At 70.6% G+C, this 26,305-nt stretch carries 2 protein-coding genes and 1 pseudogene; all 3 read left to right on the top strand.

Going from position 1 to position 26,305, the window contains the following annotated elements:
* Positions 1 to 74 precede the first annotated feature (74 nt).
* Complete coding sequence (locus IFT60_RS10940; RefSeq protein ID WP_192052003.1) at positions 75 to 14,921, top strand: non-ribosomal peptide synthetase; 14,847 nt, start codon at positions 75 to 77, stop codon at positions 14,919 to 14,921.
* Positions 14,918 to 21,478, top strand: coding sequence for a non-ribosomal peptide synthetase (locus tag IFT60_RS10935; RefSeq protein WP_192052002.1), 6,561 nt, complete (start codon positions 14,918 to 14,920; stop codon positions 21,476 to 21,478). The genes IFT60_RS10940 and IFT60_RS10935 overlap by 4 nt, the downstream gene beginning before the upstream one ends.
* Positions 21,479 to 21,563: 85 nt before the next feature.
* Positions 21,564 to 26,305, top strand: a pseudogene (locus IFT60_RS27055) (condensation domain-containing protein); the annotation flags it as partial.

Genomic DNA, 26,305 nt, shown 5'->3' with positions numbered 1-26,305 from the left:
ACCGGCTTCGGGGCCGGGTGGACCCTTGCATCCCGAAATTCTTCGAACTACGAGCAAACAAGGCGAAGTCCAGCATGACACACCTGACAGTCAACGAAACGCATACCGCCACCGATTCCAGCCAGGCCGGCGGTGTCTACGTCATCGCGAGCTTTACCGCGGAACCGCTGCATGAGGCATTGCATGGCCGGCTCGCCGGCCACGGCCTGGTCCCGCAGGTCGACTTCGCGCCCTTCGGCCAGGTGTTCCAGGAACTGCTGGGCGATGGCGGCTCCCTGTTGCGCGGCGGCGCCGGCGTCAACCTCGTGCTGCTGCGCGCCGAGGACTTCCTCACCGCCGCCGACGCGCTGGCGATCAAGGCCGGGCGCATCGGCGAGGTCGGCACGGCGGCCGCGGCCGAGCTGCAGCGGCGCCTGGCCGCGGCCGCCGCCGCCCAGCCGGGGACGCTGGTGGCCGCGGTCTGTCCGTCGCTGCTGGAGCTGGCCGACCTGGACGACCGCTCGCGTGCCTTCCTGGGCGAATTCGAGGCCGCGCTGGTCGCGGTGCTGGCCGCGCAGCTGCCGCTCGCTCCCGTGGTCATGCGCGACTTCTGGATCGGCGGCCGGGCGGAGCTGTTCGACCGCGAGCGCGACGACATCGCACGCATTCCGTATACCGACGCCTTTTATGCCCTGATGGCGCGCATGCTGGCTTCGCGCATCGCCGCGCTGGCCGGCTTCGGCCCCAAGGTGGTGGTGCTCGACGCCGACAACACGCTGTGGCAGGGCGTGTGCGGCGAGCAGGACACGGCCGCGCTGGTGGTCACGCCCGCCATGGCCGAGCTGCAGCGGCGCGCGCAAGCGGCACGCGCCCAGGGCATGCTGCTGGCCCTGGTCAGCAAGAACAACCCGGCCGACGTCGAGCGCGTGTTCGCCGCGCATCCGGACATGCTGCTCGGCCTGGCAGACTTCGCCGCCACGCGCATCAACTGGGAACCGAAGTCGGCCAACCTGGCCGCCATCGCCGCCGAACTGAACCTGTCGACCGATTCCTTCGTGTTCGTCGACGACAACCTGGTCGAACTGGCCGACGTCGGCTGCGCCCATCCGGACGTGGTGCTGTTTCCGGTGCCGGGCCAGGCGCATCAGCTGTCGGCCATGCTCGGCCGTTCATGGCTGTTCGAGCGCCGCGCCAGTTCGGCCGAAGATACGCGCCGCAGCGCCATGTACGAGGACGAACGGCGGCGCCAGCAACTGCGCAGCGGCGCCGGCGACCTGCGCGGCTACCTGCGCCGGCTCGGCATCCAGATCGCGTTTCTTCCGGTATGCGAGGACAACCTGGCGCGCGCGGCGCAGCTGACGGGGCGCACCAACCAGTTCAACCTGCGCAAGACCGCGCGCAGCGAGGGGCAACTGCGCGCGCTGCTGGCGCAGGACGGCGTGCATGGATTCATGGTGCACGTGCAGGACAAGTTCGGCGACTACGGCCTCACCGGCCTGGTCGTCGCGCGGCACGAGCGCGGCGCGCGCACGCTGGTGGTCGACACCATGCTGCTGAGCTGCCGGGTACTGGGCCGCCACGTCGAATACTGCCTGCTGCACAAGCTGGGCGAACTGGCGCAGGCGCTCGGCTGCACGCAACTGCGCCTGCCGCTGGTGGAGTCGCCGCGCAACGTCCCGCTGCGCCAGTTCCTCGAGCGTTACTTCACGCCGTACTTCGACGCCGCCACCAGCGCCTACACGCTGGCGCCCGCGGACCTGGTGCAGCTCGACCGGCTCGAATCGATCGAGGTACGCGACAGCACGACGCTGGCGCCGGCGCCGCTGCAGGCGCCCGCCGGCGCCGGCGCTGCCATCGATGCAGCGCCCCTGGCGGCCTGCTGGCCGCAGCTGGCGCGCCTGGTGCGCCTGAACCTGGCCTGCGAACGCGCGGTGGCGGCGCAGGAAAACTACTTCAGCCTGGGCGGCGATTCGCTGCGCGCGGTCGGCCTGGTGGTCGCGGCGCGCAAGGAAGGCTTGCTGCTGTCGCTGGACGACGTGATCGGCAGCGATACCCTGGGCGAGCTGGCGGCGCGGGCGGTGGTGGGAGAGGCGCCGGCGGCGCCGGTGGCCATCGCCCCGTTCGCGCTCCTGGGCGCGGCCGAGAAGGCGCTGGTCGACGAGCGCTTCGACCTGCTCGAACTGGAAGACGCGGCGCCGCTCGCGGCCCTGCAGCAGGGCATGATCTACCACTCGCTCAAGGACCGCGCCCTCAACCTCTACCAGAACATCCTGTGCTGGAAGCTGGCGGCGCCCTGGAACGAAAAGGCTTTCGGGCGCGCGCTGCGCGCGCTGCAGCTGCGCCACGCGGCGCTGCGCACGGCGTTCGTGCTCGACCTGGGCGAGCGCCCGCTGCAGGTGGTGCGGCGCGATGCCGCCGCCGTGCTCGAGTGCGTCGACCTGCGCGGGCTGGCGCCGCACCTGCGCGCCGAGCGCATCGAGGCCTGGGTCGCCGCCCAGAACGAACGCGGCATCGACCTCGCGGTGGCCCCATGGCGCCTCGGCGTGCACGTCGATGATGATTCCCTGCACATCGCCCTGGTGGTGCACCACGCCTTGTTCGACGGCTGGAGCAACGAACGCTTCATGGCCGAGCTGAGCGCCACCTATGCCGCCTTCCTCGACGGCCGCTATCCGGACAACGCGGGCGCGCCGCCGCCGTACCGCGCCTTCCTCGAGCTCGAGGCCAGGGCGCTGGCCGACGCGTCCGCGCGCGACTTCTGGCGCGCGCAACTGGACGGCGCCGCCATGCCCTGGTGGACCGGCGCCCGGCTGACGCGCCCGCTCAAGCTGCAGTATGCGGTGCCGGCCGACGTCGGCGCGCGCATCGCGGCGCTGGCAGGCGCATGGCGGGTGCAGGAAAAGAGCGTGTGGTGCACTGTCTACGCCGCCTTGCTGGCGGTGCTGACCGGCGCCGACCGTGTGCTCGGCATCGTGGTGACGCATGCGCGGCCGGCGCTCGAGCACGTGGAGCAGTCGCTTGGCGTGTACCTCAATTCGCTGCCGCTGGCGGTCGACCTGGGCGGCAAGTCCTGGGCGTCGATCGCGGCCACGCTGAACCGCAGCTTGCAGCAGCAGTTCGGCCAGCGCTTCTATCCGGCCGCGCAGATCGGCATCGATAGCGCGCTGGATTTGTCCGGCTCGCTGTTCAACTACGTCGACAACGAAGCCGAAGCGGCCAGCCTGCCGTATGCGGTCTCGCCGTTCGGCCGCGAGGCGACCAGCTACCCGTTGACCTTTGCGCTGCGCCGCGGCGCCGGCCAGGTCCGCATCGAACTGGACGTCGACGCCGGCCTGCTGCCGGCCGCCCTGCGCGAACGCCTGATCCCGTACGTGGGCAGGATACTGGCGCTGATCGCGGACGCCGATGGTGCCGATCATGGGACAGATACGGGAGCGCGCTTTTCCATCGAAGCGATCCTCGAGCGCAGCGAAACGGCGGCGCTGGAGGCCTTCAACCCGGCGCCGATGGCCTTTTCCGCCGACGCCACGCTGCACGGCCTGTTCGAACGCCAGGCCGCGCGCCATCCGCAGCGCGTGGCATTGCGCGTGGCCGGCGCCGACATCAGCTACGCCGAACTCAATGTCCGCGCCAACCGCCGCGCCCACGCGCTGATCGCCCGCGGCGTGCGGCCCGAAACCCGCGTCGGCGTCTGCCTCGAGCGCGGCGCGGAGAGCGTCGTCAGCATCCTCGCCGTGCTGAAGGCCGGCGGCTGCTACGTGCCGATCGACCCGGCCTATCCGGCCGCGCGCGTGGCCTACCTGCTGGGCGACGCCGACATGGCGGTGGTGATCACCAGCGGCGAACTGGCCGCGCGCCTAGGCATCGACCCGGTGCGCAGCTGGTGCGTGGATAGTGAATGTGGCGCATGGCCCGCCACCGATCCCGCCATCGGCGCCGCGCAGGCGCAGCTCGCGTACATCATTTATACCTCCGGCAGCACCGGGCGCCCGAAAGGCGTGGCGATCAGCCACGAGGGCGGGGTGTCGCTGCTGCAGTGGGCGGCCGGCACCGTGCCCGAAGCCGACCGCCGCGGCGTGCTGGCCGGCACCTCGTTCTGCTTCGACCTGTCGGTCTACGAACTGTTCCTGCCGCTGACCACCGGGCAGACCTGCATCCTGGTCGAGAACATCCTCGCCCTGGAAACGCTCGACGCGGACAGCCGCGCGCGGGTCACGCTGGTCAATACGGTGCCGTCGGCAGCCCGCGTCCTGCTCGACCGCAAGGCGTTTCCGCCGTCGGTGCGGGTACTCAACCTGGCCGGCGAACCGCTCAAGGCGGCGCTGGTCGACCGGGTGTACGCCGAGACCGGCATCGGCCAGGTGGTCGACCTGTACGGACCGTCCGAGGGCACGACCTATTCGAGTTTCGCCATGCGCCAGGCGCACGGGATCGAGACCATCGGGCGTCCTGTGGCCAATACCCAGTTTTACGTGCTCGGCGCTGCCGGCGAACTGCTGCCGCAAGGCGTCGTCGGCGAACTGTACATCGGCGGCGCCGGACTGGCCCGCGGCTACCTGCAGCGCCCTGGCCTGAGCGCCGAAAAATTCGTGCCGAACCGCTTCGGCGCGCCCGGTTCGCGGCTCTACCGCACCGGCGACCTGGTACGCTACCGCGACGACGGCCAGCTCGAATACCTGGGCCGCGCCGACCACCAGGTCAAGGTGCGCGGCTTTCGTATCGAGCTGGGCGAAATCGAAAGCGCCTGCCTGCGCCATCCCGGCGTGACGGACGCGGCGGTCATCGTGCGCGAAGACACGCCGGAGCAGCGCCAGGTCGTCGCGTATGTCGTCGCCCCTGCGGCTGCGGCCGGGGCGGCCGGCGACGCCGCGTTGGCGGCCGCGCTCAAGGCCGAGCTGTTGGAGCGGCTGCCGGCCTACATGGTGCCGGCCGCCTTCGTGCGCCTGGCCGCGCTGCCGCTCACGCCGAACGGCAAGCTCGACCGCGCCGCCTTGCCGCCGCCGCTAGGTCTGGCGCAGGGCCTGGCGCAGGCAGGCGGCCACGCGGCCCCGGTTAGCGCCGTCGAAAGCGCGCTGGCCGCACTGTGGCAAACGCTGCTCGGCCAGCAGGGGATTGGCCGCGGCGCCAATTTCTTCGAACTGGGCGGACACTCGCTGCTGCTCATGCAGCTGCTGTCGAAGATCCGCGAACGCTTCGGCGTCGAGCTCGGCCTGGAGCAGGCGCTGGCCAACCGCGAACTGGCGGCGATGGCCTCCTGCATCGAGGGAGCCGGCGCGCACGGCACCGGTACCGTGCTGGCGGCGCTGCCCGCCGGCGCGGTCAAGCCGCTGTCGTACTCGCAGCAGCGCCTGTGGTTCCTGGGCCAGCTCGAAGGCGCCAACCCGACCTACAACATTCCGAAGATCCTGCGCCTGCGCGGCGAACCCGATATCGCGCTGCTCAAGGAGGCGCTGCAAACGATCGTCGCGCGCCACGAAGCGCTGCGCACGTCCTTCGGCGCCGCCGACGGCCAGCCTTTCCTGCTGGTCGAAGCGGCGCACCAGCTGATCCTGCCGGTGATCGACGTCGAGGACGATGCGCGCTGGCAGGCGCTGGCCGAGGAAGAACGCAGCTATTGTTTCGACCTGGGCCAGGACCGCCTGTACCGCTTCAAGGCGGTCAGGCAGGCCTACGCCGCATCCGACCGCTGGTGCCTGCTGGCGACCTTCCACCACAGCGTGTTCGACGCCATGTCGGTGGCCATCTTCGTGCGCGAACTGGGTGCGCTATATGCGGCGCTGGAGGCGGGCCGGCCGCTGCAGCCGGCGCCATTGCCGCTGCAGTATGCCGACTACGCCGGCTGGCAGCAGGCGCGCCTGCAGGGCGGCGAGTTCGCCGGCCACGAGGACTACTGGCGCGAGCGCCTGGCCGGGTTGGCGCCGGCGCTCGACCTGCCGCTCGACCATCCGCGCCCCCCGGTGCGCAGCCATCATGGCGCCTGGGTGGCAATCGACGTCGACGCCGCCACGGCGGCGCGCCTGGCCGGGCTGGCGCGCGCGCACGACGCCACCGTCTACATGGTGCTGCTGTCGGCCTTCGCCGTCCTGCTGGGCCGTTACGGCAACCAGCACGACGTCGCCATCGGCAGCCCGATCGCCAACCGGCCGCACCGCGACCTGGAAAGCGTGATCGGCTTCTTCGTCAATACGGTGGTGATGCGCTGCACGGCGGCCGGACACCTGTCCTTCGCCGAGGTGCTGGCGCAAACCCGCGACACGGTGCTGGGCGCCATGGCGCACCAGGACATCCCGTTCGACCTGCTGGTGGAAAAGCTGAAACCGGCGCGCAGCCTGGGCACGACGCCGCTGTTCCAGGTGATGTTCGTGCTGGTCGACGACGAGGACGACGGCGCCGACTGGGCCCGCATCGAGGAAGCGGACGGCGCCGCGCGCCTGGCTTCCGGCCGCAGCGGTGGCGCCGGCGTCGCCCACTTCGACCTGACCCTGCTGGTCAAGGCCGGGCCGGGCGGCCTGCATTGCCGCCTCGAATATGCCCGCGACCTGTTCGAGGCCGCCACCGCCGAAGCCATGCTGGAAACCTTCAGGAGCGTGCTCGACACGGTAGCCGCCGCGCCCGCGGCGCCGCTGGCGTCCTGCGAATTCATCGGTGCGCGCGACCGCCGCGCACAGCTGGCGGCGGCCGGCCAGGCCATTGCCGCCATCGAGCCGGACGCGTGCGTGCACGAGCTGTTCGAGCGCCAGGCGGGCGCCACCCCCGACGCCGTCGCGCTGGTCTTCGAAGACGCCAGCCTGTCGTTTCGCGAGCTGAACAACCGCGCCAACTTCCTCGCCGCACGGCTGATCGAGGACGGCGTGGCGCTGGAAGAGCGGGTCGGGCTGTACTTCGAGCGCTCGTTCGACAGCATCGCCGCGCTGCTGGCCGTGGTCAAGGCGGGCGCCTGCTACGTGCCGCTCGACACCGGCCTGCCGCGCGAGCGCCTGGCCTATATCCTGGCCGATGCGCGCATCGGCCTGGTGCTGACCAACACCGCGCCGCCGGCCGGTGCAACGGCGCGCCACCTGGACGTGGCGGCGCTGCTGGCCGGTGGCGGCTACCAGGCCGGCCTGTCCTATCCGAACGTGGCGCGCCTGCGCGTGGGCCTGTGCGCCGAGAACCTGGCGTATTGCCTGTACACCTCGGGCACCTCGGGCCAGCCGAAGGCGGTGCTGGTGCGCCATGCCGCCCTGAGCAACCTGTGCCAGGATGCGATCGCGCGGCGCGGGTTCGACGGCGAATGCCGCAACCTCAATTTCGCGCCGCTGAGCTTCGACGCCGCCAGCGCCGAGATCTTCAATTCGCTGCTGTCGGGCAGCATCCTGCATATCCCGACCGTGGAGGTGCTGACCGACGCCGAAGCCTTTGGCGCCTACAGCAAGCGCCACGGCATCAACCGCGGCTATATCCCGCCGGCCTTCCTCTCGGTGCTCGACAGGAACGACTTCGCGGCCTACCGCTCGCTGAGCGTGGGCGGCGAAGCCATTCCGACGGAGATCGCGCGCCAGTGGGCGCAAGTGACGACCCTGACCAACGCCTACGGCCCGACCGAATGCACGATCGCCTGCACCTCGGGCACGCTCGATGGCGGCGACCAGGTCTCGATCGGCAACTTCATCGCCAACGTCCATGGCTATGTGCTGGACGCGGCGCTGCAGCTGGTGCCGACCGGCGTGGCAGGCGAACTGCACGTGGCCGGCGCCTGCCTGGCGCGCGGCTATGCCAACGCCGCCGGCCTGACGGCCGCGAAGTTCATCCCCGACCCGTTCTCGCACCAGCCGGGCGCGCGCATGTACCGGACCGGCGACCTGGTGCGCTACCGCAGGGACGGCAAGCTCGAATTCATCGGCCGCAAGGACCAGCAGGTCAAGCTGCGCGGCTACCGCATCGAGCTGGGCGAAATCGAGGCCTGCTTCGCCGGCCATCCGGCCATCAAGGCCGCCGCCGCCAGCGTCCAGGGCGAGGGCAGCGAGCGCAGGCTGGCGCTGCACTACCTGATGCACGACGCCGCCGCGGCGCCGGTCGGCAACGCCGAACTGCGCGCCTTCGCCCAGCGCAGCCTGCCGGCCTACATGGTGCCGGCCGCTTTCGCGCGGCTCGAGCGCTTCCCGCTGACGCCGAACGGCAAGGTCGACCGCAAGGCGCTGCCGGCGCTGGCGGCCGAAGCATTGGCAACGGCGCCGGCGCAGGCCCCCGACAGCGCGGGCGAACAGCAGATGGCGCAGCTGTGGCGCGAACTGCTCGGCGCCGGCCAGGTCGGCCGCTGCGACAATTTCTTCGAACTGGGCGGCCACTCGCTGCTGGCCACCCGGCTCGTTGCCCGGGTGCGCGAGCGCTACCAGGGCGCCGCCGGCGTCGGCGTGCGCGACCTGTTCGAGCACCAGACCCTGGACGCCTTTACCGCGCTGGTGGAAGAGCGCTGCAGCGGCGCCGCCGTGCCCGCAGCCGGCCCGGTAGCGGGCAGCGGCCGGGCGGCGCTGGTGCTGTCGCCGGCGCAGCAGCGCCTGTGGTTCATGGACCGCTACATCGGCCGCAATCCGATCTTCAACATCCCGGTCGCGCTCGAACTGAAGGGCGTGCTCGACCGCGCACGCCTGGGCGCGGCGATCGGCGCCGTGCTGGCGCGCCACGATGCGCTGCGCACCCGCTTCGTGCAGGCCGACGGCGGCGTGCGCCCGGTGGTCGATGCGCCGGCGCCGTTCGCGCTGCCGGAACAGACGGCGCGCAGCGAGGCCGAACTGCGCGCGCTGTGCCGGCAGGAGCGGGCCGCCTGCTTCGACCTCGGCGCCGATCCCCTGTACCGCTTCCGCCTGTTCACGCTGGACGACGGCGCCGGCGCCAGTGCAGGTTCGCCGTCCCAGGTGCTGCACATCACCCTGCACCACATCGTGGCCGACGGCCAGTCGATCGCCATCCTGCTGCGCGAACTGAGCGCTTTCTACAACGGCGCCGGCGACGCCATGCCGGCCTTGCCGTTCCAGTATGCAGACTACGCGGCCTGGCAGGAGCGCAGCGTCGACCCCGCCATGCTGGAGCGCCAGCTCGCCTACTGGGCCGAGGCGCTGGCGGGACTGCCGCTGGCGCTCGAGCTGCCGCTCGACTTCGAGCGTCCGCGCAGCCAGACCTGGGCCGGCGCGACGCAAAAGATCGCGATCGCCGCGGACACCGCGCGCCGCCTGAACGAATTGAGCCGCAAACATGGCGCGACCCTGTTCATGACGCTGGTCTCGGCGTTCGCGGTGCTGCTCGGGCGCCATGCACGCCAGGACGATTTCGCCATCGGCACGCCGGTGGCGCGGCGCGACGCGCCCGGCAGCGAGCATCTGATCGGCCTGTTCCTCAACTCGCTGGTGCTGCGCTTCGGCCTCGACCTGTCGCAGTCGTTCGTGACGCTGCTGGAGAGCACGCGCCAGCGCGCCGTCGACGCCTACCGCAACCAGGACGTGCAGTTCGACAGCCTGGTCGAGCAGCTCAAGCCGGAGCGCAGCCTGGGCCACACGCCGTTGTTCCAGGTGTCGTTCTCGCTGGTCGACAACCCCGTGCGCGGGGCCGCCTTCCACGACCTCGAGATGGCGCTGTTCGACCAGGCCGAGAGCGCAGGCGTGGCGCACTACGACATCACTTTCAACCTGGCCGAGGTGGGTGAGCGCATCGTCGGCACCATGGAGTACAACACCGCGCTGTTCGAAGCGGCCACCATCGAGCGCCTGCTGGGCCATTACCTGCGCCTGCTCGAGGCAGTGCTGGCGGCGCCGGAACGCGCGCTCGGCGAGATCGACTTCCTTGGCGAGGGCGAACGGCACCGCCAGCTGGCCACCTTCAACGACACCGCGCGCGCCTTCCCCGAACAGAGCGTGCACGCGCTGGTCGCGGCACAGGCCGCGGCGCAGCCCAATGCCGTGGCGCTGGTCGACGGCGGTGCGCACCTGAGCTACGGCGAACTCGACCGGCGCGCCAACCGCCTCGCCCACTACCTGGTGGAGCAGGGCGTCACGCCGGATTCCTGCGTCGGCCTGTGCGTCGAGCGTTCGCTCGACATGGTGGTCGGCATGCTCGGCATCCTGAAGGCGGGCGGGGCCTACGTGCCGCTCGACCCGGCCTATCCGGAAGCGCGCCTGCGCCGCATGGTCGACACCAGCGCCTGCCGCCTGATCCTGTCCGAGCAGCACCTGCTGGAAGAACTCGCCTTCCTGAGCGACTATCCGACGCTGCCGCTCGACGGCCGCTGGCACGCGGCCCTGCTCGGGCGTTTCGCCGACAGCGCGCCGCAGCTGGCGACTGCGCCGGCCCAGCTGGCCTACGTCATCTTCACCTCGGGCAGCACCGGCGTGCCCAAGGGCGTGCTGGTCAGCCACGCGAACATCGCCAGCCTGGTGGCCAGCGGCGACGCCGTCACGGTGCGCCCCGACGCCGTCGTGGCGCAGGCGGCCAGCTGCGCCTTCGATGCGATTACCTACGAACTGTGGTCGCCGCTGGTCAACGGCGCGCGCGTGCTGATGATCGACAAGGACACCCTGCTGTCGCCGCCGGCGCTCGCCGCCCGCCTGGCGCAGCACGCGGTGACGACGCTGTTCATCACCACCGCGCTGTTCAACCGCATCAGCCAGGAGATTCCCGCGGCCTTCGCCGGCCTGGAGCAGTTGCTGTTCGGCGGCGAGGCGCATTCGGCCGACGCGATTGCGCGCGTACTGGAACACGGCGCGCCGCGCCAGCTGCTGCACGTCTACGGCCCGACCGAGTGCACCACCTTCGCCACCGGCTTCGAACTCGATGGCGCGCGCTTCCTGGCCGAGCGCCGCGCCCCGATCGGCATGCCGCTGGCGAACACCACCGCCTACGTGCTGCAGGGCGACCAGCTGGCGCCGCTGGGCGCCCTGGGCGAACTGTGCCTGGGCGGCGCCGGCCTGGCGCGCGGTTACCTGGCCGATGCGGCCATGAGCGCGCGCAAATTCGTGCCCAATCCGTTCGCCGCGACGCCGGGCGAGCGCCTGTACCGTACCGGCGACCTGGTGCGCCTGCGCGCCGACGGCGCCATCGAGTTCGCCGGGCGGGTCGACCACCAGGTCAAGATCCGGGGTTTTCGCATCGAGCTGGGCGAAGTGGAGCAGGCACTGCAGCTGCACGAGGACGTCGACCAGGTGCTGGTGCTGGCGCGCGACGGGCGGATGGTGGCCTACCTGGTCGCCGCGCCCGGAGCAAAACCGCAGGCGGCGCAGCTGGCGGCGCACCTGAAGGAGCGCGTGCCGGACTACGCGGTGCCGGGCGCATTCGTGTTGCTGGAGGCATTCCCGCTCAACCAGAACGGCAAGATCGACCGTGCCCGCCTGCCGGCCGCGGACGAGGCGGCGTACGCGCACGAACGGTTCGTCGCCCCCGCCGGCGCGCTGGAAACGCAGTTGGCGCAGCTGTGGCAGGCCAACCTGGGCAGGGAAGCCCCGATCGGCGCGCACGACAATTATTTCGCCATCGGCGGCGATTCGATCCGCTCGATCGGGCTGGTGTCGGCGGCGCGCGCCGCGGGCCTGCAATTCGCCATCAAGGACTTGTTCGCCCATCCGACGGTCGCCGCGCTGGCCGCGGTGGTGGTGCCCTGCGAGCGCGGGACCGCGACGGGCACGATCGCGCCGTTCGCGCTGCTGGACGCGGCCGAGCGGGCACGCCTGCCGGCGCGCTACCAGGACGAAGCGGTCGAAGACGCCTATCCGCTGTCGATGCTACAGCAGGCCATGTGGGTCCACTCGCAGCAGGACCCGAGCCTGTCGCTGTACATCGACGTGGTCACCTACCGCCTGGCGCTGCGCTGGGATGCCGCCGTCTTCCAGACCTGCCTCGACTATCTGGTGCGCAAGCACGCCGTGCTGCGCACCGTGTTCGCCAGGCAGGGCGGTGAGTACCGCCAGCTGGTCAAGGCCGCCCACCAGGCCCCGCTGCGGCACATCGACGCAAGCGCCACCCCCCAGGGAGAGCGCCAGGCCGTTGTCGCGCGCTGGATCGAGGCGGAGAAACGGAGCGGCATCGGCGCGCCCGACGGGCTGTGGCGCATGACGGCCCACCAATTCGACGATGCGACCGTCCAGCTGACCTTCGTGGTGCACCACGCCATCATGGACGGCTGGAGCGTGGCGGCCCTGTATGCGGAACTGTGCGAACTGGTGGCGCTGTGCGCCGCCGGCCAGGACTTGCCCGCCATTGTTACGCCGCCCGCCCACCAGCATTTCGTGGCGCTGGAACACGCGGCGCTGCAGGCTGGCGGCGCCTACTGGAAGGACAGGTTCGGCGACGCCCGCCTGCCGTGGTGGACCGGCGCGCCGAAAACGCCGAGCGTGCGCGTGTTCTGCGAAGTCTCCGCCGCCGACGCGGCCTGCATCGGCGCGCTGTGCCACCGGCTGCAGGTGAGCGAACGCAGCATCTGGTGCGCGGTCTACCTGGCGCTGGTCGCCACGCTGGCCGGTGCGCGCGACGTGACCGGCGGCGTGGTGACGCACGGCCGCCCGGAAATCGCCGCGGCCGAGGAAACCATCGGCCTGTTCCTCAACACGCTGCCGCTGCGGGTGAACTTGGAATCGAGCTGGGAACAGCTGATCCTCGATACCAACGCCGAACTGGAACGCCTGTACCAGCACCGCCACTATCCGCTGGCCCAGGTGCAGGCCGACACCGGCCTGGACTTCTCGGCCACGCTGTTCAACTACACCAATTTCCACGTGCAGAATGCGGTCGACGCCAGCCAGGACGGCGGCTTCGACGAAAACAACTTCCTGCTGTCGGTGAACGTGCGCAAGGACGAGACCCGCCAGCGCTTCCACTGCGCCGTCAACCTGGAGCCGACCCTGTTCGACGCCGCGTTCGCGGCCCGCATCCAGGGCTATGTCGGCAATATCCTCGCTGCGCTGCGCACGCCCGGGGCCAGGGCCGACCTGGGCGCGATCCTGTGCGCGGACGAAGTGCGCACGCAGCTGCTCGACTGGAATCCGCTGGAGGCGCAGGCCGACGCCGAAGCCAACGTCATGGCGCTGCTCGACGCATCGTTCGCCGCCGCGCCGGATTCGATCGCGGTCTCGTTCGAGGACGAGCATTACAGCTACCGCGCCCTCGAGGCGGCGGCCGGCGCCGTCGCGGCGGAACTGGCCGCGCGCGGCCTGGGTCCGGCGGCCTCGGTCGGCATCGCCCTCGAGCGTTCGTTCGAGATGCTGGCCACGCTGCTGGGATGCCTGCAGGCGGGCGTGCCCTACGTGCCGCTCGACCCGCGCCTGCCGCCGGCGCGCCTGGCCTACATCGCCGGCGACATCCGCCTCGACCTGCTGGTGGGCGATGCCGACGTCGGCGACGCCGGCGCCAGCGCGGTGGCGCGGCTGGCAACGGCGCAACTGCGCCAGGCCGTGCGCGGCGGCGCCGCGCCGGCCCGGCGCGTGCATCCGGCCCAGCTGGCCTACGTGATCTATACCTCGGGCTCGACCGGCAATCCGAAGGGCGTCGGCGTCACCCATGCCAACCTGCTCAATTTCGTCAAGGCGATCGCCGGCCAGGAGCGGGTGGCGGCGCACGACCGGCTGCTGGCGGTGACGACGCTGTCCTTCGACATCGCCTTCCTCGAGCTGTTCGTGCCGCTGGCCGCCGGCGCCGGCGTGCGCATCGCCCGGACCGACGACGTCGCCGACGGGCGCCGCCTGGCCGACACGCTGGCGGCGCAGTCGATCACCTGCATGCAGGCCACGCCGTCGAGCTGGAAGCTGATGTTCGACGCCGGCTGGCAGGGTGCGCCGGAGTTGACCGCGCTGGTCGGCGGCGAAGCCCTGTCGGACGCGCTCGCCGCCAGGCTGGCGCCGCGCGTGCGCCAGCTGTGGAACATGTATGGCCCGACCGAGACCACGATCTGGTCGACTTCGCGCCAGGTGCACGGCGCACCGGTCGACATCGGCCGGCCGCTGCGCAACAACACGCTGTACGTCCTCAGCGCCGGCATGGAATTGCTGCCGACCGGCGTCGTCGGCGAGCTGTTCATCGGCGGGCGCGGCGTGGCCAACGGTTACGTCAACCGCCCGGGCCTCAGCGCCGAGCGCTTCGTGCCCAACCCGTTCGCCAATGCCGCCGACCCCGACAGCGTCGGCAGCCGCCTGTACCGCACGGGCGACCTGGTGCGCTACCTCGACGGCGGCAACGTCGAATACGTCGGGCGCGCCGACCAGCAAGTCAAGGTGCGCGGCTACCGCGTCGAACTCAAGGAGATCGAGGCGGCGATCCTGGCCACCGGCCTGGTGCTTGATGCGGCCGTGGCCCTGCGCGGCGACGAGCAGGACGGCCGCTTCATCGCCGCCTACCTGCTGGTGCCGGGGGCGGGCGAAGATGAACGCGACGCGTCGCTGGTGCACCAGGTCCGCGGCCTGCTGCGCGAATCGCTGCCGCACTACATGCTGCCGTCCGCCTTCGTGGCGCTGGACGTGTTCCCGCTCACGCCGAACGGCAAGATCGACCGCAAGGCGCTGCCGGCGCCGCAGGCATCGGCACCAGGCGCCGGCGCCGCACCGCAAGGCGCGATGGAAGTGGCGATCGCGGCGATCTGGGCCGAGATCCTCAAGCGCGACGGGGTGCGCCGCACCGACAACTTCTTCGAGCTCGGTGGCCATTCGCTGCTCGTCACCCGGCTTGCCGCCCGCATCGAAGACGCATTCGCGGTGCCGGTGGCACTCAAGGACCTGTACGACTTCGCGACCTTGCGCGAACTGGCCGCGCGCATCGACTACCTGCGCATGGTCGACCAGATGGACGAAAGCGGCATCGGCGCCCTGTCGGACGCCGAAGTCGACAGCATGCTCAGCGAACTCGCGGGCTACGAAGCACCACTCCACCAGGGCCGCGCGGCGACGCCGCGCGCCTCCCATGACAACCAACCGATGGCGGACTTATCGTGATTGAACAAGACCAAGTAGCAGCACCAACTCCAGCAGCCGGCGCGCTGTCCGCCAGGGACCAGCTGAAGGCCAAATTGATGCAGCGCAAGGCCGCCGCCGCGCCGCTGGCATCGAAAATCGCGCGCCGCGGCGGGGAAGGGCAGGCGCTGTCATTCTCGCAACAGCGCCTGTGGCTGCTCGACCAGTTGATGGGCGCCTCGGCCGTGTACAACATCTCGTTTGCGATCCGGCTGCAGGAACGGCTCGACGTCGACATCCTGCGGCGCTGCCTGCAAACGATCGTCGCGCGCCACGATGCGCTGCGCACCCGCTTCGTCGCCCGCGACGGCGACGCCGCCATCGTGGTCGATCCGCCCTCGGCATTCGCCATGGCGGTCGAAGACGCGCCGACGCCGGAACAGGTGCAGGCGATCTGGCGCGCCGAGCGCGATTACCGGTTCGACATCGGCGCCGAAGCGCTGTTCCGGGCGCGCCTGCTGCGCGAATCGGCGGCCTCGCATGTGCTGGTGGTCACCATGCACCACATCGTCTCGGACGCGTGGTCGCTGGGCGTGTTCTTCAAGGAGCTGGTCAGCCTGTACCGCGACTTCAGCCAGGGCCGGCCGACGTCGCTGGCGGAACTGCCGATCCAGTTTTCCGATTACGCGGCGTGGCAGCGCGACGCGATGAGCGAGGCCGTGCTGGCCGAACAGACGCGCTACTGGAAGCGCCAGCTGGCCGACCTGCCGCCGCTGCTGATGCTGCCGACCGACCGTCCGCGCCCGCTCGAACAGCGCTTCAACGGCGCCGTCGCCGCCATCCATATTCCGCGCGACCTGGGCGAGGCCCTGCAGCAGCTGAGCAAGGCGCACGGCGCCACCCTGTTCATGACCCTGCTGTCGGCGTTCTCGGTCCTGCTGGGCCGCAACGCCGGCCAGAGCGACGTCGTCGTCGGCGCGCCGGTCGCCAACCGCCGCCGCCGCGAAGCCGAAGACCTGATCGGCTTCTTCGTCAATACGCTGGTGATGCGCACTGACCTGTCGGGCAACCCCGGCTTCGCCGAGCTGCTGGGGCGGGTGCGCGACACTGCCCTGCAGGCCTACGCGCACCAGGACCTGCCCTTCGAATACCTGGTCGAGGCGCTCAACCCGGAGCGCAGCCTGGCCCACAGCCCGCTGTTCCAGGTCATGTTCGTCCTGCAGAACGCGCCGATGGAGTCGGTCGCCTTCGAAGGCGTCAAGGTCTCGACCCTGGACGGCGAGCGCATGGACGGCTTTTCGCGCTTCGACATCACCCTCAGCCTGGCCGAAGGCAAGGATGGCTTGAAAGGCGTGTTCGAATACAACACCGACCTGTTCGACCATGCCACCATGGCGCGCATGTCGGACCATTTCATCCGGCTGTTGCGGGCGGTGGTGGCGGCGCCGCAGCGCCGGATCGCCGACCTCGACTTCCTGAGCGAACAGGAAACCCGGCAGCAGGGCGACTGGAACGACACCGCGGCCGGCTACGCGCTCGACTCGGTGCACGAAGCGGTGGCCGCGCAAGCCGCGCGCACGCCGCACGCGCCGGCCGTGGTCGACGGCGACGCCGTCATCGGCTTCGCCGAACTCGACCGGCGCGCGACGGCGCTGGCGGTCCTGCTGCGCCGCGACGGCGTCCAGACCGGCGAGCGCGTCGGCGTGTGCATGGAGCGCTCGATCGACATGGTGGTCGCCATGCTCGCCGTCCTCAAGGCCGGCGCCGCCTACGTCGCGATCGACCCGGCCTATCCGCAGGCGCGCATCGGCTACATCGTGCGCCATGCCGGCATCACCCGCATGCTGAGCCAGGAAGCCGTGCACGCCCAGTTGCGCCGCGCCGCCGCCAGCGTCGGCGAGGTGCTCGACATCCTGGCCGCGCTCGACTGGTGGCACGTGGCCGCGCTCGACCTGGCGGGCGCCGCCGATGCCGCGCTGCTGCCGGCCGGCGTCGGCGGCGCGCATGCCGCCAACGTGGTCTACACCTCCGGCTCGACTGGCCTGCCGAAAGGCGTGGTCGGCTGCCACCGCAGCATCATGAACCGCCTGCAGTGGATGGCCGGCGCCTGGCCGGTCGCCCCCGGCGAAGTGTTCGCCCAGAAGACGGGCGTCAGCTTCGTCGACCACGTCGCCGAGATCTTCCAGCCGCTCACCTGCGGCGCGGCGCTGGCGATCGTGCCGGCGGCGGCGGTGCAGTCGCCCCCTGACTTCATGCGCGCGCTGCGCCGGCACGGCGTCACGCGCCTGACCGTGGTGCCCTCGCTGCTGCAGGCGCTGCTGGCTGATTCAGGAGTAGGCGCCTGCCCCTCGCTGCGCCTGCTCGTCACCAGCGGCGAGACCCTGGTGCTGGGCGAGCGCGCCCCGCTGCGCGCCTGCTTCCCGAATGCGCGCCTGGTCAACCTGTATGGCTCGACCGAAATCGGCGCCGACGTCACCTGGCACGAGGTCGGCATGGAGGAAGGCGGCGCCGAGGCAGCGGGCGCGGTTCCGATCGGCCGTCCGATCGCCAACACCCGGTTGTACGTGCTGTGCCCGCAAGGCAGGTTGCTGCCGCGCGGGGCGGCGGGCGAACTGTTCGTGGCCGGCGACGGCCTGGCCGGCGGCTACCTGAAGGGGGCGGGCCTCACCGGCGAGCGCTTCCTGCCCGATCCGTTCAGCGGCCGTCCCGGCGCGCGCATGTTCCGTACCGGCGACCTGGTGCGCTACCGTGCCGATGGCGCGCTCGACTACCTGGGACGAAGCGACCAGCAGGTCAAGATCCGCGGCTTTCGCATCGAACTGGGCGAAGTCGACGCGGCCCTGCGCGCCTGCCCGGGCGTGGCCGGCGCGGTCACCGTGGTGCGCCGCAGCGCCAACGGCAGCGACCACCTGGTTGCCTACCTAGTGGCGGCCGCGGGCCAGGCCCGCCCCGGCACCGGACAGCTCAAGGCGCACCTGAAGGCGGCGCTGCCGCACTACATGGTGCCGTCCGGATTCCAGTTCCTGGACGCGTTTCCGCTCACCGCCACCGGCAAGATCGATCGCCGCGCCTTGCCCGTGCGCGAAGCGCCGGGCACGCTGCACGAGGAGCCGGAGTCCGAATACGAACGCCTGCTGGCGGCGCTGTGGTGCGACCTGCTCAAGTGCGCGGACGTGGGGCGGCACCAGAATTTCTTCGACCTGGGCGGCCACTCCCTGCTGGTGACCCAGCTGATCTCGCGCATCCGCGAACGCTTCCAGGTCGAACTGCCGCTGGTGTCGATCTTCGAACACCAGACGCTGGAGCAGCAGGCGCGCCTGATCGCCGCCACCAAGGCCGGCGGCGCCGGCGTGCATGCGGCCATCCCGCGCCTGGGCACGGCGGCGCGCGCATTGCCGCTGCCGCTGTCGTTCTCGCAGCAGCGCCTGTGGTTCCTCGACAAGCTGGCCGGCGCCAACCCGAGCTACAACATCCCGCTGGCGCTGCGCCTGTCCGGCAAGCTCGACATCGCCGCGCTGGAACGCAGCCTGAACCTGGTGATCGAGCGCCACGAGGCGCTGCGCACCCGCTTCGTCGACAGCGAGGGCGCGGCGGCGCAGCTGGTCAGGCCGCACCGCCACGTGGCGCTGGCGCTGGAACTGGCGCCCGACGAGGCGGCATTGCAGCGCGCGGCGCACGAGGAGCGCATGCACTGCTTCGATCTGCGCGGCGACAGCCTGCTGCGGGTGCGCCTGCTGCGCTGCGGCGGGAACGGCGGCGAGCACCTGCTGCTGCTGACGATCCACCACATCGTGGCCGACGGCTGGTCGCTCGGCATCCTGTTCCGCGAACTGGTGGCGCTGTACCGCGCCGAACTGGCCGGCGAGCGCGCCGCGCTGCCCGAACTGCAGGTGCAGTACGCCGATTTCGCGGTGTGGCAGAAAGCCTGGCTGGAGGACGGCGTGCTCGACCGGCAACTCGACTACTGGCGCGGCCAGCTCGACGGCTTGCCGCCGGTGCTGGAGCTGCCGACCGACCGTCCGCGTCCGGCCGAGCAGCGTTTCCATGGCGCCGGCGCGGCCTTCACCTTCAGCCCGCAGCTGCTGGCCGGGCTGAAGGAGGTTTGCCGCAGCCAGGGCGTGACGCTGTACATGGTGCTGCTGGCCGCCTATGCGCTGCTGCTGCGCCGCTATTCGGGCCAGGAAGACATCGCCATCGGCACCCCGATCGCCAACCGTACCAGCGGCGACGCCGAGCGCCTGATCGGCTTCTTCGCCAATACACTGGTGACGCGCCACGACCTGTCGGGCGCGCCCACCTTCGCCGAACTGCTCGGGCGTACCCGGCGCATGGCGCTCGACGCCTACGCCAACCAGGACCTGCCGTTCGAACGCCTGGTCGACGCGCTCAATCCCGAACGCAGCATGCGCTACAGCCCCCTGTTCCAGGTGATGTTCGTGCTGCAGAACGCACCGCTGCATGTCGAGCGGGTCGAGGGGCTGGCGATCGCGCCGCTGGCGCTGCCGGAAGCCGAGGAGGGCATCTCGCGCTTCGACCTGAACCTGGCGATGGGCGAAGTGGGCGGCGCGCTGTCGGGGCGCATGGAATACAACACCGACCTGTTCGACCGCGCCACCATCGAGCGCTTCCTCGGCCATTACGAGCGCCTGCTGCAGGAGATCGTGGCGCGCCCGGACGCCGCCATCGCCGACTACGCGTTGCTGGGCGAGGCCGAACGGCAGCAACTGCTCACCGGCTGGAACGACGGCCCCCATACTTTCGAGACGAATCGGTGCCTGCACCAGCTGTTCGAAGCGCAGGCCGCGCGCAACCCGCAGGCGGTGGCGCTGAGCTTCGAGGGTAGCGAGACGACCTACGGCGAACTCAATCGCCGCGCCAACCAGCTCGCGCACCGCCTGCGCGCCCGCGGCGTCGGCCCGGACCGCCTGGTGGCCTTGGTCATCGAACGCTCGACCGAGATGGTGGTGGCCATCCTCGGCATCCTGAAAGCCGGCGGCGCCTACGTGCCGATCGATCCGGCCTCGCCCCAGGACCGGATCGACTACATGCTGGACGACTGCGGCGCCGAACTGGTGTTGACGGCGGCCGACCTGGCCGGGCTCGAGGGCGAGCGCGACGACGATCCGGCGCCTGCCGGGCTGACGCCCGACCACCTGGCCTACGTGATCTATACCTCCGGCTCGACCGGCAAGCCCAAGGGCGTGCTGGTCGAACACCGCAACGTGGCCCAGCTGATGGCCGCCACCGAGGTCGACTTTTCCTTTGACGAGCACGATACCTGGACCCTGTTCCACTCGTTCGCCTTCGATTTCTCGGTCTGGGAAATCTGGGGCGCGCTGGCCTACGGCGGCAAGCTGGTGGTGGTGCCGAAGGCGGTGGCGCAGTCGCCGCTCGACTTCTACGAACTGGCCTGCCGCGAGAAGGTCACGGTCCTGAACCAGACGCCCTCGGCCTTTGCCGGCTTCATCGAGGCGGACGCCCAGCTGCGCGGGACGCTGTCGCTGCGCGCGGTGGTGTTCGGCGGCGAAAAGCTGAAACCCGCTTCGCTGCTGCCGTGGACGGCGCGCCATGGCGACGAGGCGATCGCCCTGGTCAACATGTACGGCATCACCGAAACCACCGTCCACGTCACCTACCGCCGCCTGCGCCAGGCCGACCTGGAAGGCGCCTGCAGCCTGATCGGGCCACAGCTGGCGCACCTGACGCTGTACATCCTCGACGGCACGACCATGCAGCCGGCGCCGCTGGGCGTGGCCGGCGAGCTGTTCGTCGGCGGCAGCGGGGTGGCGCGCGGCTACCTGAACCAGCCGGAACTGACCGCGCAGAAGTTCGTGGCCAATCCGTTCGCGGACGACCCGTCGCCACGCCTGTACCGCAGCGGCGACCTGGCGCGGCGCCTGGCGAACGGCGAAATCGAATTCATCGGCCGCATCGACAACCAGGTCAAGATTCGCGGTTTCCGCATCGAGCTGGGCGAAATCGAAGCGCAGCTGATGGGCCACGCGGCGGTGCAGTCGGCCGTGGTGCTGGTGCGCGAAGACACGCCGGGCGACAAGCGCCTGGCCGCCTACCTGGTGTTCGACCCGAGCGCCGAGGCGCCGTTTGACGCGGCCGGGGCGCTGCGCGCGCACCTGGCGGCGACGCTGCCCGACTACATGCTGCCGGGCGCCTATGTCGTGCTCGAGAGCCTGCCGCTGACCAACAACGGCAAGCTCGACACGCGCCGCCTGCCGCGGCCGGACACCGAGGCCTATGCGCGCCGCCAGTACGCGGCGCCGACGAATGCACTGGAAGCGAAGCTGGCGCAGTTGTGGCAGCAGAACCTCGGCGTGGCGCAGGTCGGCATCGACGACAACTATTTTGCCGTCGGCGGCGACTCGATCCGTTCGATCGCGCTGGCCGCGCAGGCCAAGGCGATGGGCATCCCGTTCATGGTGCGCGACCTGTTCGTCAACCCGACCATTGCCGGCCTGGCCCGCGCCATGGCGGCCGGCGACGTCGCGGTGGAGGCACCGGACACGGACATGGCAACGGAAACCGAAGCATTCGACCTGATCAGCGACGAAGAGCGGCAAGCGTTGCTCGACCAGTTCTCCTGACGGCGGCATCAGCACACAGCACATTCACACACACGTACGCACACCGACCAATTTCATGCGGATTGACGCGAAGGATTGAAGGACCATGACCAAGAATACCGTAGCAGCTGGCCTCATCGAAGATGCCTTCCCCCTGTCCATGCTGCAGCAAGGCATGCTGTTCCACTCCACCCTGGACGCCCACCTGAGCGTCTACCACGACGTGTTTTCGTATGAAATCGACACCGCCTGGGATGCGCAGAAGTTCTGCGCCACCCTGGAGGCGATCGTCGCCAAGCACGGCGTGCTGCGCACCGTCTACAAGCTCGATGCCGGCCGTCCGCTGCAGGTGGTCCTGAAGCACAAGGCGCCGTGCCTGGTGGTCGAGGACCTGCGCGGGGTCGATGCCGGCGCGCAGCTGGCGCTGCTGGCCGCCTGGGTCGAAAGCGAAAAGGCGACCCCCATCGATCCGGCCAAGGATGTCTGGAAAGCCTTCGTGCACGTGCTCGACGACAGCCGCATCCAGTTCGGCCTGTCCTTCCACCACGCGCTGTGGGATGGCTGGAGCGTGGCGAACTTCGTCTCCGAACTGTTCTCCGGCTACACGGCGGCGCTCGAAGGGCGCGAGAACACCAGCTTCGGCAGGGCCAAGCCGCCTTCTTACCGCACCTTCGTCGCGCTCGAGCAGCAAGCGCTGAATTCGGCCGCCAACAAGGCCTACTGGGCGGCCAAGATGCGCGACGCCAAAACGCCCTGGTGGACCGGTTCGCGCTCGCGCCAGAGCACGTTTTTCGCCTGCGACATCACGGCGCCGCAAAGCGAACAGATGATCGGGCTGGCCGCCGCGCTGGGCGTGGCCGAAAAAAGCCTGTGGACGGCGGTGTACGTCAGCCTGGTCGCGCTACTCGACGGTTCGCCCGACGTGGTGGGCTCGATTGCCACCCACGGGCGCCCGGAACTGCCCGGCTCCGACCGGATGCTCGGCCTGTTCCTGAACACGCTGCCGCTGCGCGTCGACCTGCGCAACCGCCGCTGGCGCGAACTGATCCGCGAAGTGGACGCCGAACTGCGCGGACAGTACGCCTACCGCCACCACCCGCTGGTGGACGTGCAGAACCAGACCGGCCTCGATTTCTCCGGCTCGATGTTCGGCTACCTGAATTTCCACGTCTACGGCGAGTCGGGCGTGAAGTCGAAGATCCTGGGCGGCCAGGGCTTCGAGGAGACCAATTATTCGATGGTGGTCAGCGTCGAAAAACTCGACGCCGCACGCCGCCACGTGCTGCGCGTGAACGGCGACGGCGCGCTGTTCGACGCTCCCTGCCAGGAACGGATCCGCGCCTACGTGACCAACATCGTCGACGCCATGACCGCGGCCGACGACCAGCCGATCCGCCTCGACGCCTTGATCGGCGCGGGCGAGCGCGAGCTGCAGCAATGGCCGCAGCCGGCCGCCGCCGAGGGTGTAGATGCCGCCGGGGCGAGCCTGCCCCGGGCCTTTGCGCGCGCGCTGCAGGGACGCGGCGCGGCGCCGGCGCTGGTGGCCGGCGGCGCCAGCCTGAGTTACGGCGCGCTGGACCGCCGTTCGAACCAGCTCGCCAATTTCCTGGCCGCGGCCGGCCTCGGGCAGGGCAGCGTGGTCGCCGTCCAGATGGATGCCAGCTTCGATACCGTCGTCGCCATGCTCGCCGCGCTCAAGCTGGGCGGCAGCTACGTGCTGGTCGACGCGGCCGCGCCGGTGCAGCGCCAGTCGTGGACGATCCGTAACGCCGGCGCCCGCGCCGTGCTGGGCCGCGCGCCCGGCGCCGCGCGCCTGCCCGGCGTCGGCGCCCACATCCTCGACCTGCGCGCCGGCCACGACGGCTACCTGCAGGCCGGCGCACAGGATCCGGCCGTCGCCATCGATCCGCAGGCGCTTGCCGCGCTTGCCTATGGCAGCGCCTATCCCTGCGGCGACGCCGCCATGGCGGCCGGCTTCAGCCATGCCAGCCTGCTGTATGCCGCCAGCGCGCAGCAAGGCGACGCCGCCTGCATGCTCGACCGTTTCAAGGGCATCGACGGTGCCTGGCCGCAGCTGTGGCGCGGCCTGCTGGCCGGCGTGGCGGTCGACCTCGACGGCCCCGGCCAGGGCGGCGCTCCGCTGCCGGACTTGCCGCTGGTGCTGGCGCGTGCCGATGCCAGCGAGTTTCATGTGATGGACGGCGGTTCCCTGGTGCCGGTCGGCACGGTCGGCGAACTGCTGGTGGGCGGTCCGGTGCAGGTAAGCACGCTGCAGGGCGCCAGCGGCCAGTCGGCCGCGCGCCTGGTGCCGCATCCGTTCGCGCCCGCGCCGGGGCGCCACTTGCTGGCGACCGGCGTGCGCGCCCGGCTACTGTCGAACGGCGACCTCGAAGTCCTGCCGGCCCGCAAGGACGGCTGGAAGGCGATCCGGCGCCGCCTGCTGCGCGACGCCGAGCAGTTGCTGCGCCTGCAGCCCGGCGTCGCCGACGTCGCCTTCGAAATGGAAGACAGCTTCGGCGGACCCGGCATGGCCGTGGCCTACTGCGTGCCGGAAGACGAGGACGCCATGGCGGGCGCCGACATTGGCGTCGCTTTGCGCGCCGGCGCCGCGCCTTGCCTGCTGCCGGCGGCGCTGGTGCCGGTGGCGAAGATTGCGCGCATGCCCAACGGCGACGTCGATTTCTCCCAGCTGGACAGCCCCTTCCTGCGCAGCCGCGACGCCCGCTTCGAATGGCCGCTCGGCGCCTGCGAGGAACTGCTGGCCGACATCTGGATGGAATTACTCAAGTGCGAGCGGGTCGGCCGCAACGATAACTTCTTCGCCCTGGGCGGCTACTCGCTGGTCGGCATGCAGCTGGTCGCGCGCATCCGCAACGTGTTCGGCGTCGAGCTGCCGCTGCGCCAGGTCTTCGAGCACAGCGACCTGGCGGCGCAGGCGCGCCTGATCGAAGAGGCCCAGGACCAGGGCGCGGCGCTGCCGGCGCTCGCCCCGGTCGCGCGCGAGCGCGCCTTGCCGCTGTCGTTCTCGCAGCAGCGCCTGTGGTTCCTGAGCCGCATGATGGCGCCGAACGCCGTCTACAACATTCCGCTGGCGCTGCGCCTGGGCGGCGCGCTCGACGAAGGCGCACTGGAACGCGCGCTGAACGCGGTCGTCGACCGCCACGAAGCCCTGCGCACGCGCTTCGCCGAAGTCGACGGCCAGGCGCTGCAGGTGATCGATCCGGCCGGGCGCGCCTGCGTGGTGGTCGAAGACGTCGCCACCGAAGAGGAACTGCACGCGCGCTACCTGGCCGAGCGCGGCTACTGCTACGATCTCTCGAACGAGCCGCTGGTGCGGCTGCGCTTGCTGCGCACCGCCTTCGACGGCAAGGTGGTGCTGCTCGCCAGCTTCCACCACATCGTCTTCGACGGCTGGTCGATGGGGATCTTCTTCAAGGACCTGGCCCAGCTGTACCAGCGCGAGAGCGGCGCCGCCGGGACGCAGCCGCTGGCGCCGCTGCCGATCCAGTTCGCCGATTACGCGCACTGGCAGCGCGAGCAGCTCACCGGCGAGGTGATCGCGGCCCAGATGGCGTATTGGGAGCGCCAGCTGGCCGGCCTGCCGCCGTTGCTGGAGCTGCCCACCGACCGGCCGCGGCCGGCGGAGCAGCGCTACTGCGGCGCGATGGCCGAATGCCGGCTCGACGCCGGCCTGGTGGCGTCGCTGCAGGCGCTCAACCGCAGCTGCGGCAGTACCCTGTTCATGAGCCTGGCCTCGGCCTTCGCGCTGCTGCTGGGACGCTACGCGCGCCAGGAAGACGTCGCGATCGGCACGCCGGTGGCGAACCGCCGCCACAGCGAAACCGAGGGCCTGATCGGCTTCTTCCTCAACAGCCTGGTGCTGCGCTTCGACCTGTCCGGCCAGCCGAGCTTCCGCAAGCTGCTGGTGGCGGCGCGCGAGATGTCGCTGCAGGCGTATGCGCACCAGGACGTCCCGTTCGAGCACCTGGTCGAGCGCCTCAATCCGGCACGCAGCCTGAGCCACGCACCCTTGTTCCAGGTGTCCTGCTCGCTGGTCAATACGCCGGTCGCCGCCAGTGCCTTCCCGGGACTGGAGATCGCGCCGCTGCAGTATGCCGAGGACGAAGGCGTGGCGCGCTACGACCTGACCTTCAACTTCTCCGCCCAGGCCGACGGCAGCCTGCGCGGCAACATGGAATACAACACCGACCTGTTCGACCGCCCCACCATCGAGCGCTTCCTCGGCCATTACGAGCACCTGCTGCAGGAGATCGTGGCGCGCCCCGACGCCGCCATCGCCGACTATGCGCTGCTGGGCCAGGCCGAGCGGCAGCAACTCCTCACCGGCTGGAACGACGGCCCCCATACTTTCGAGACGAATCGGTGCCTGCACCAGCTGTTCGAAGCGCAGGCCGCGCGCAACCCGGACGCGGTGGCGCTGAGCTTCGAGGGTAGCGAGACGACGTATGGCGAACTCAATCGCCGCGCGAACCAGCTGGCGCACCGCCTGCGCGCCCGCGGCGTCGGTCCCGACCGCCCCGACTGCCTAGTCGCGCTGGTCATCGAACGCTCGACCGAAATGGTGGTGGCCATCCTCGGCATCCTGAAAGCCGGTGGCGCCTACGTGCCGATCGACCCGGCATCGCCCCAGGACCGGATCGACTACATGCTGGCCGACTGCGGCGCCGAATTGGTGTTGACGGCCGCCGACCTGGCCGGACTCGAGGGCGAGCGCGGCGACAACCCGGCGCCTGCCGGGCTGACGCCGGACCACCTGGCCTACGTGATCTATACCTCCGGCTCGACCGGCAAGCCCAAGGGCGTCCTGGTCGAACACCGCAACGTGGC

The organism is Massilia sp. CFBP 13721 (assembly GCF_014842025.1).
GTDB lineage: Bacteria > Pseudomonadota > Gammaproteobacteria > Burkholderiales > Burkholderiaceae_D > Telluria.
The sequence above is the reverse complement of the archived record's forward strand: the minus strand, read 5'-3'. Positions and strand labels throughout refer to the sequence as shown.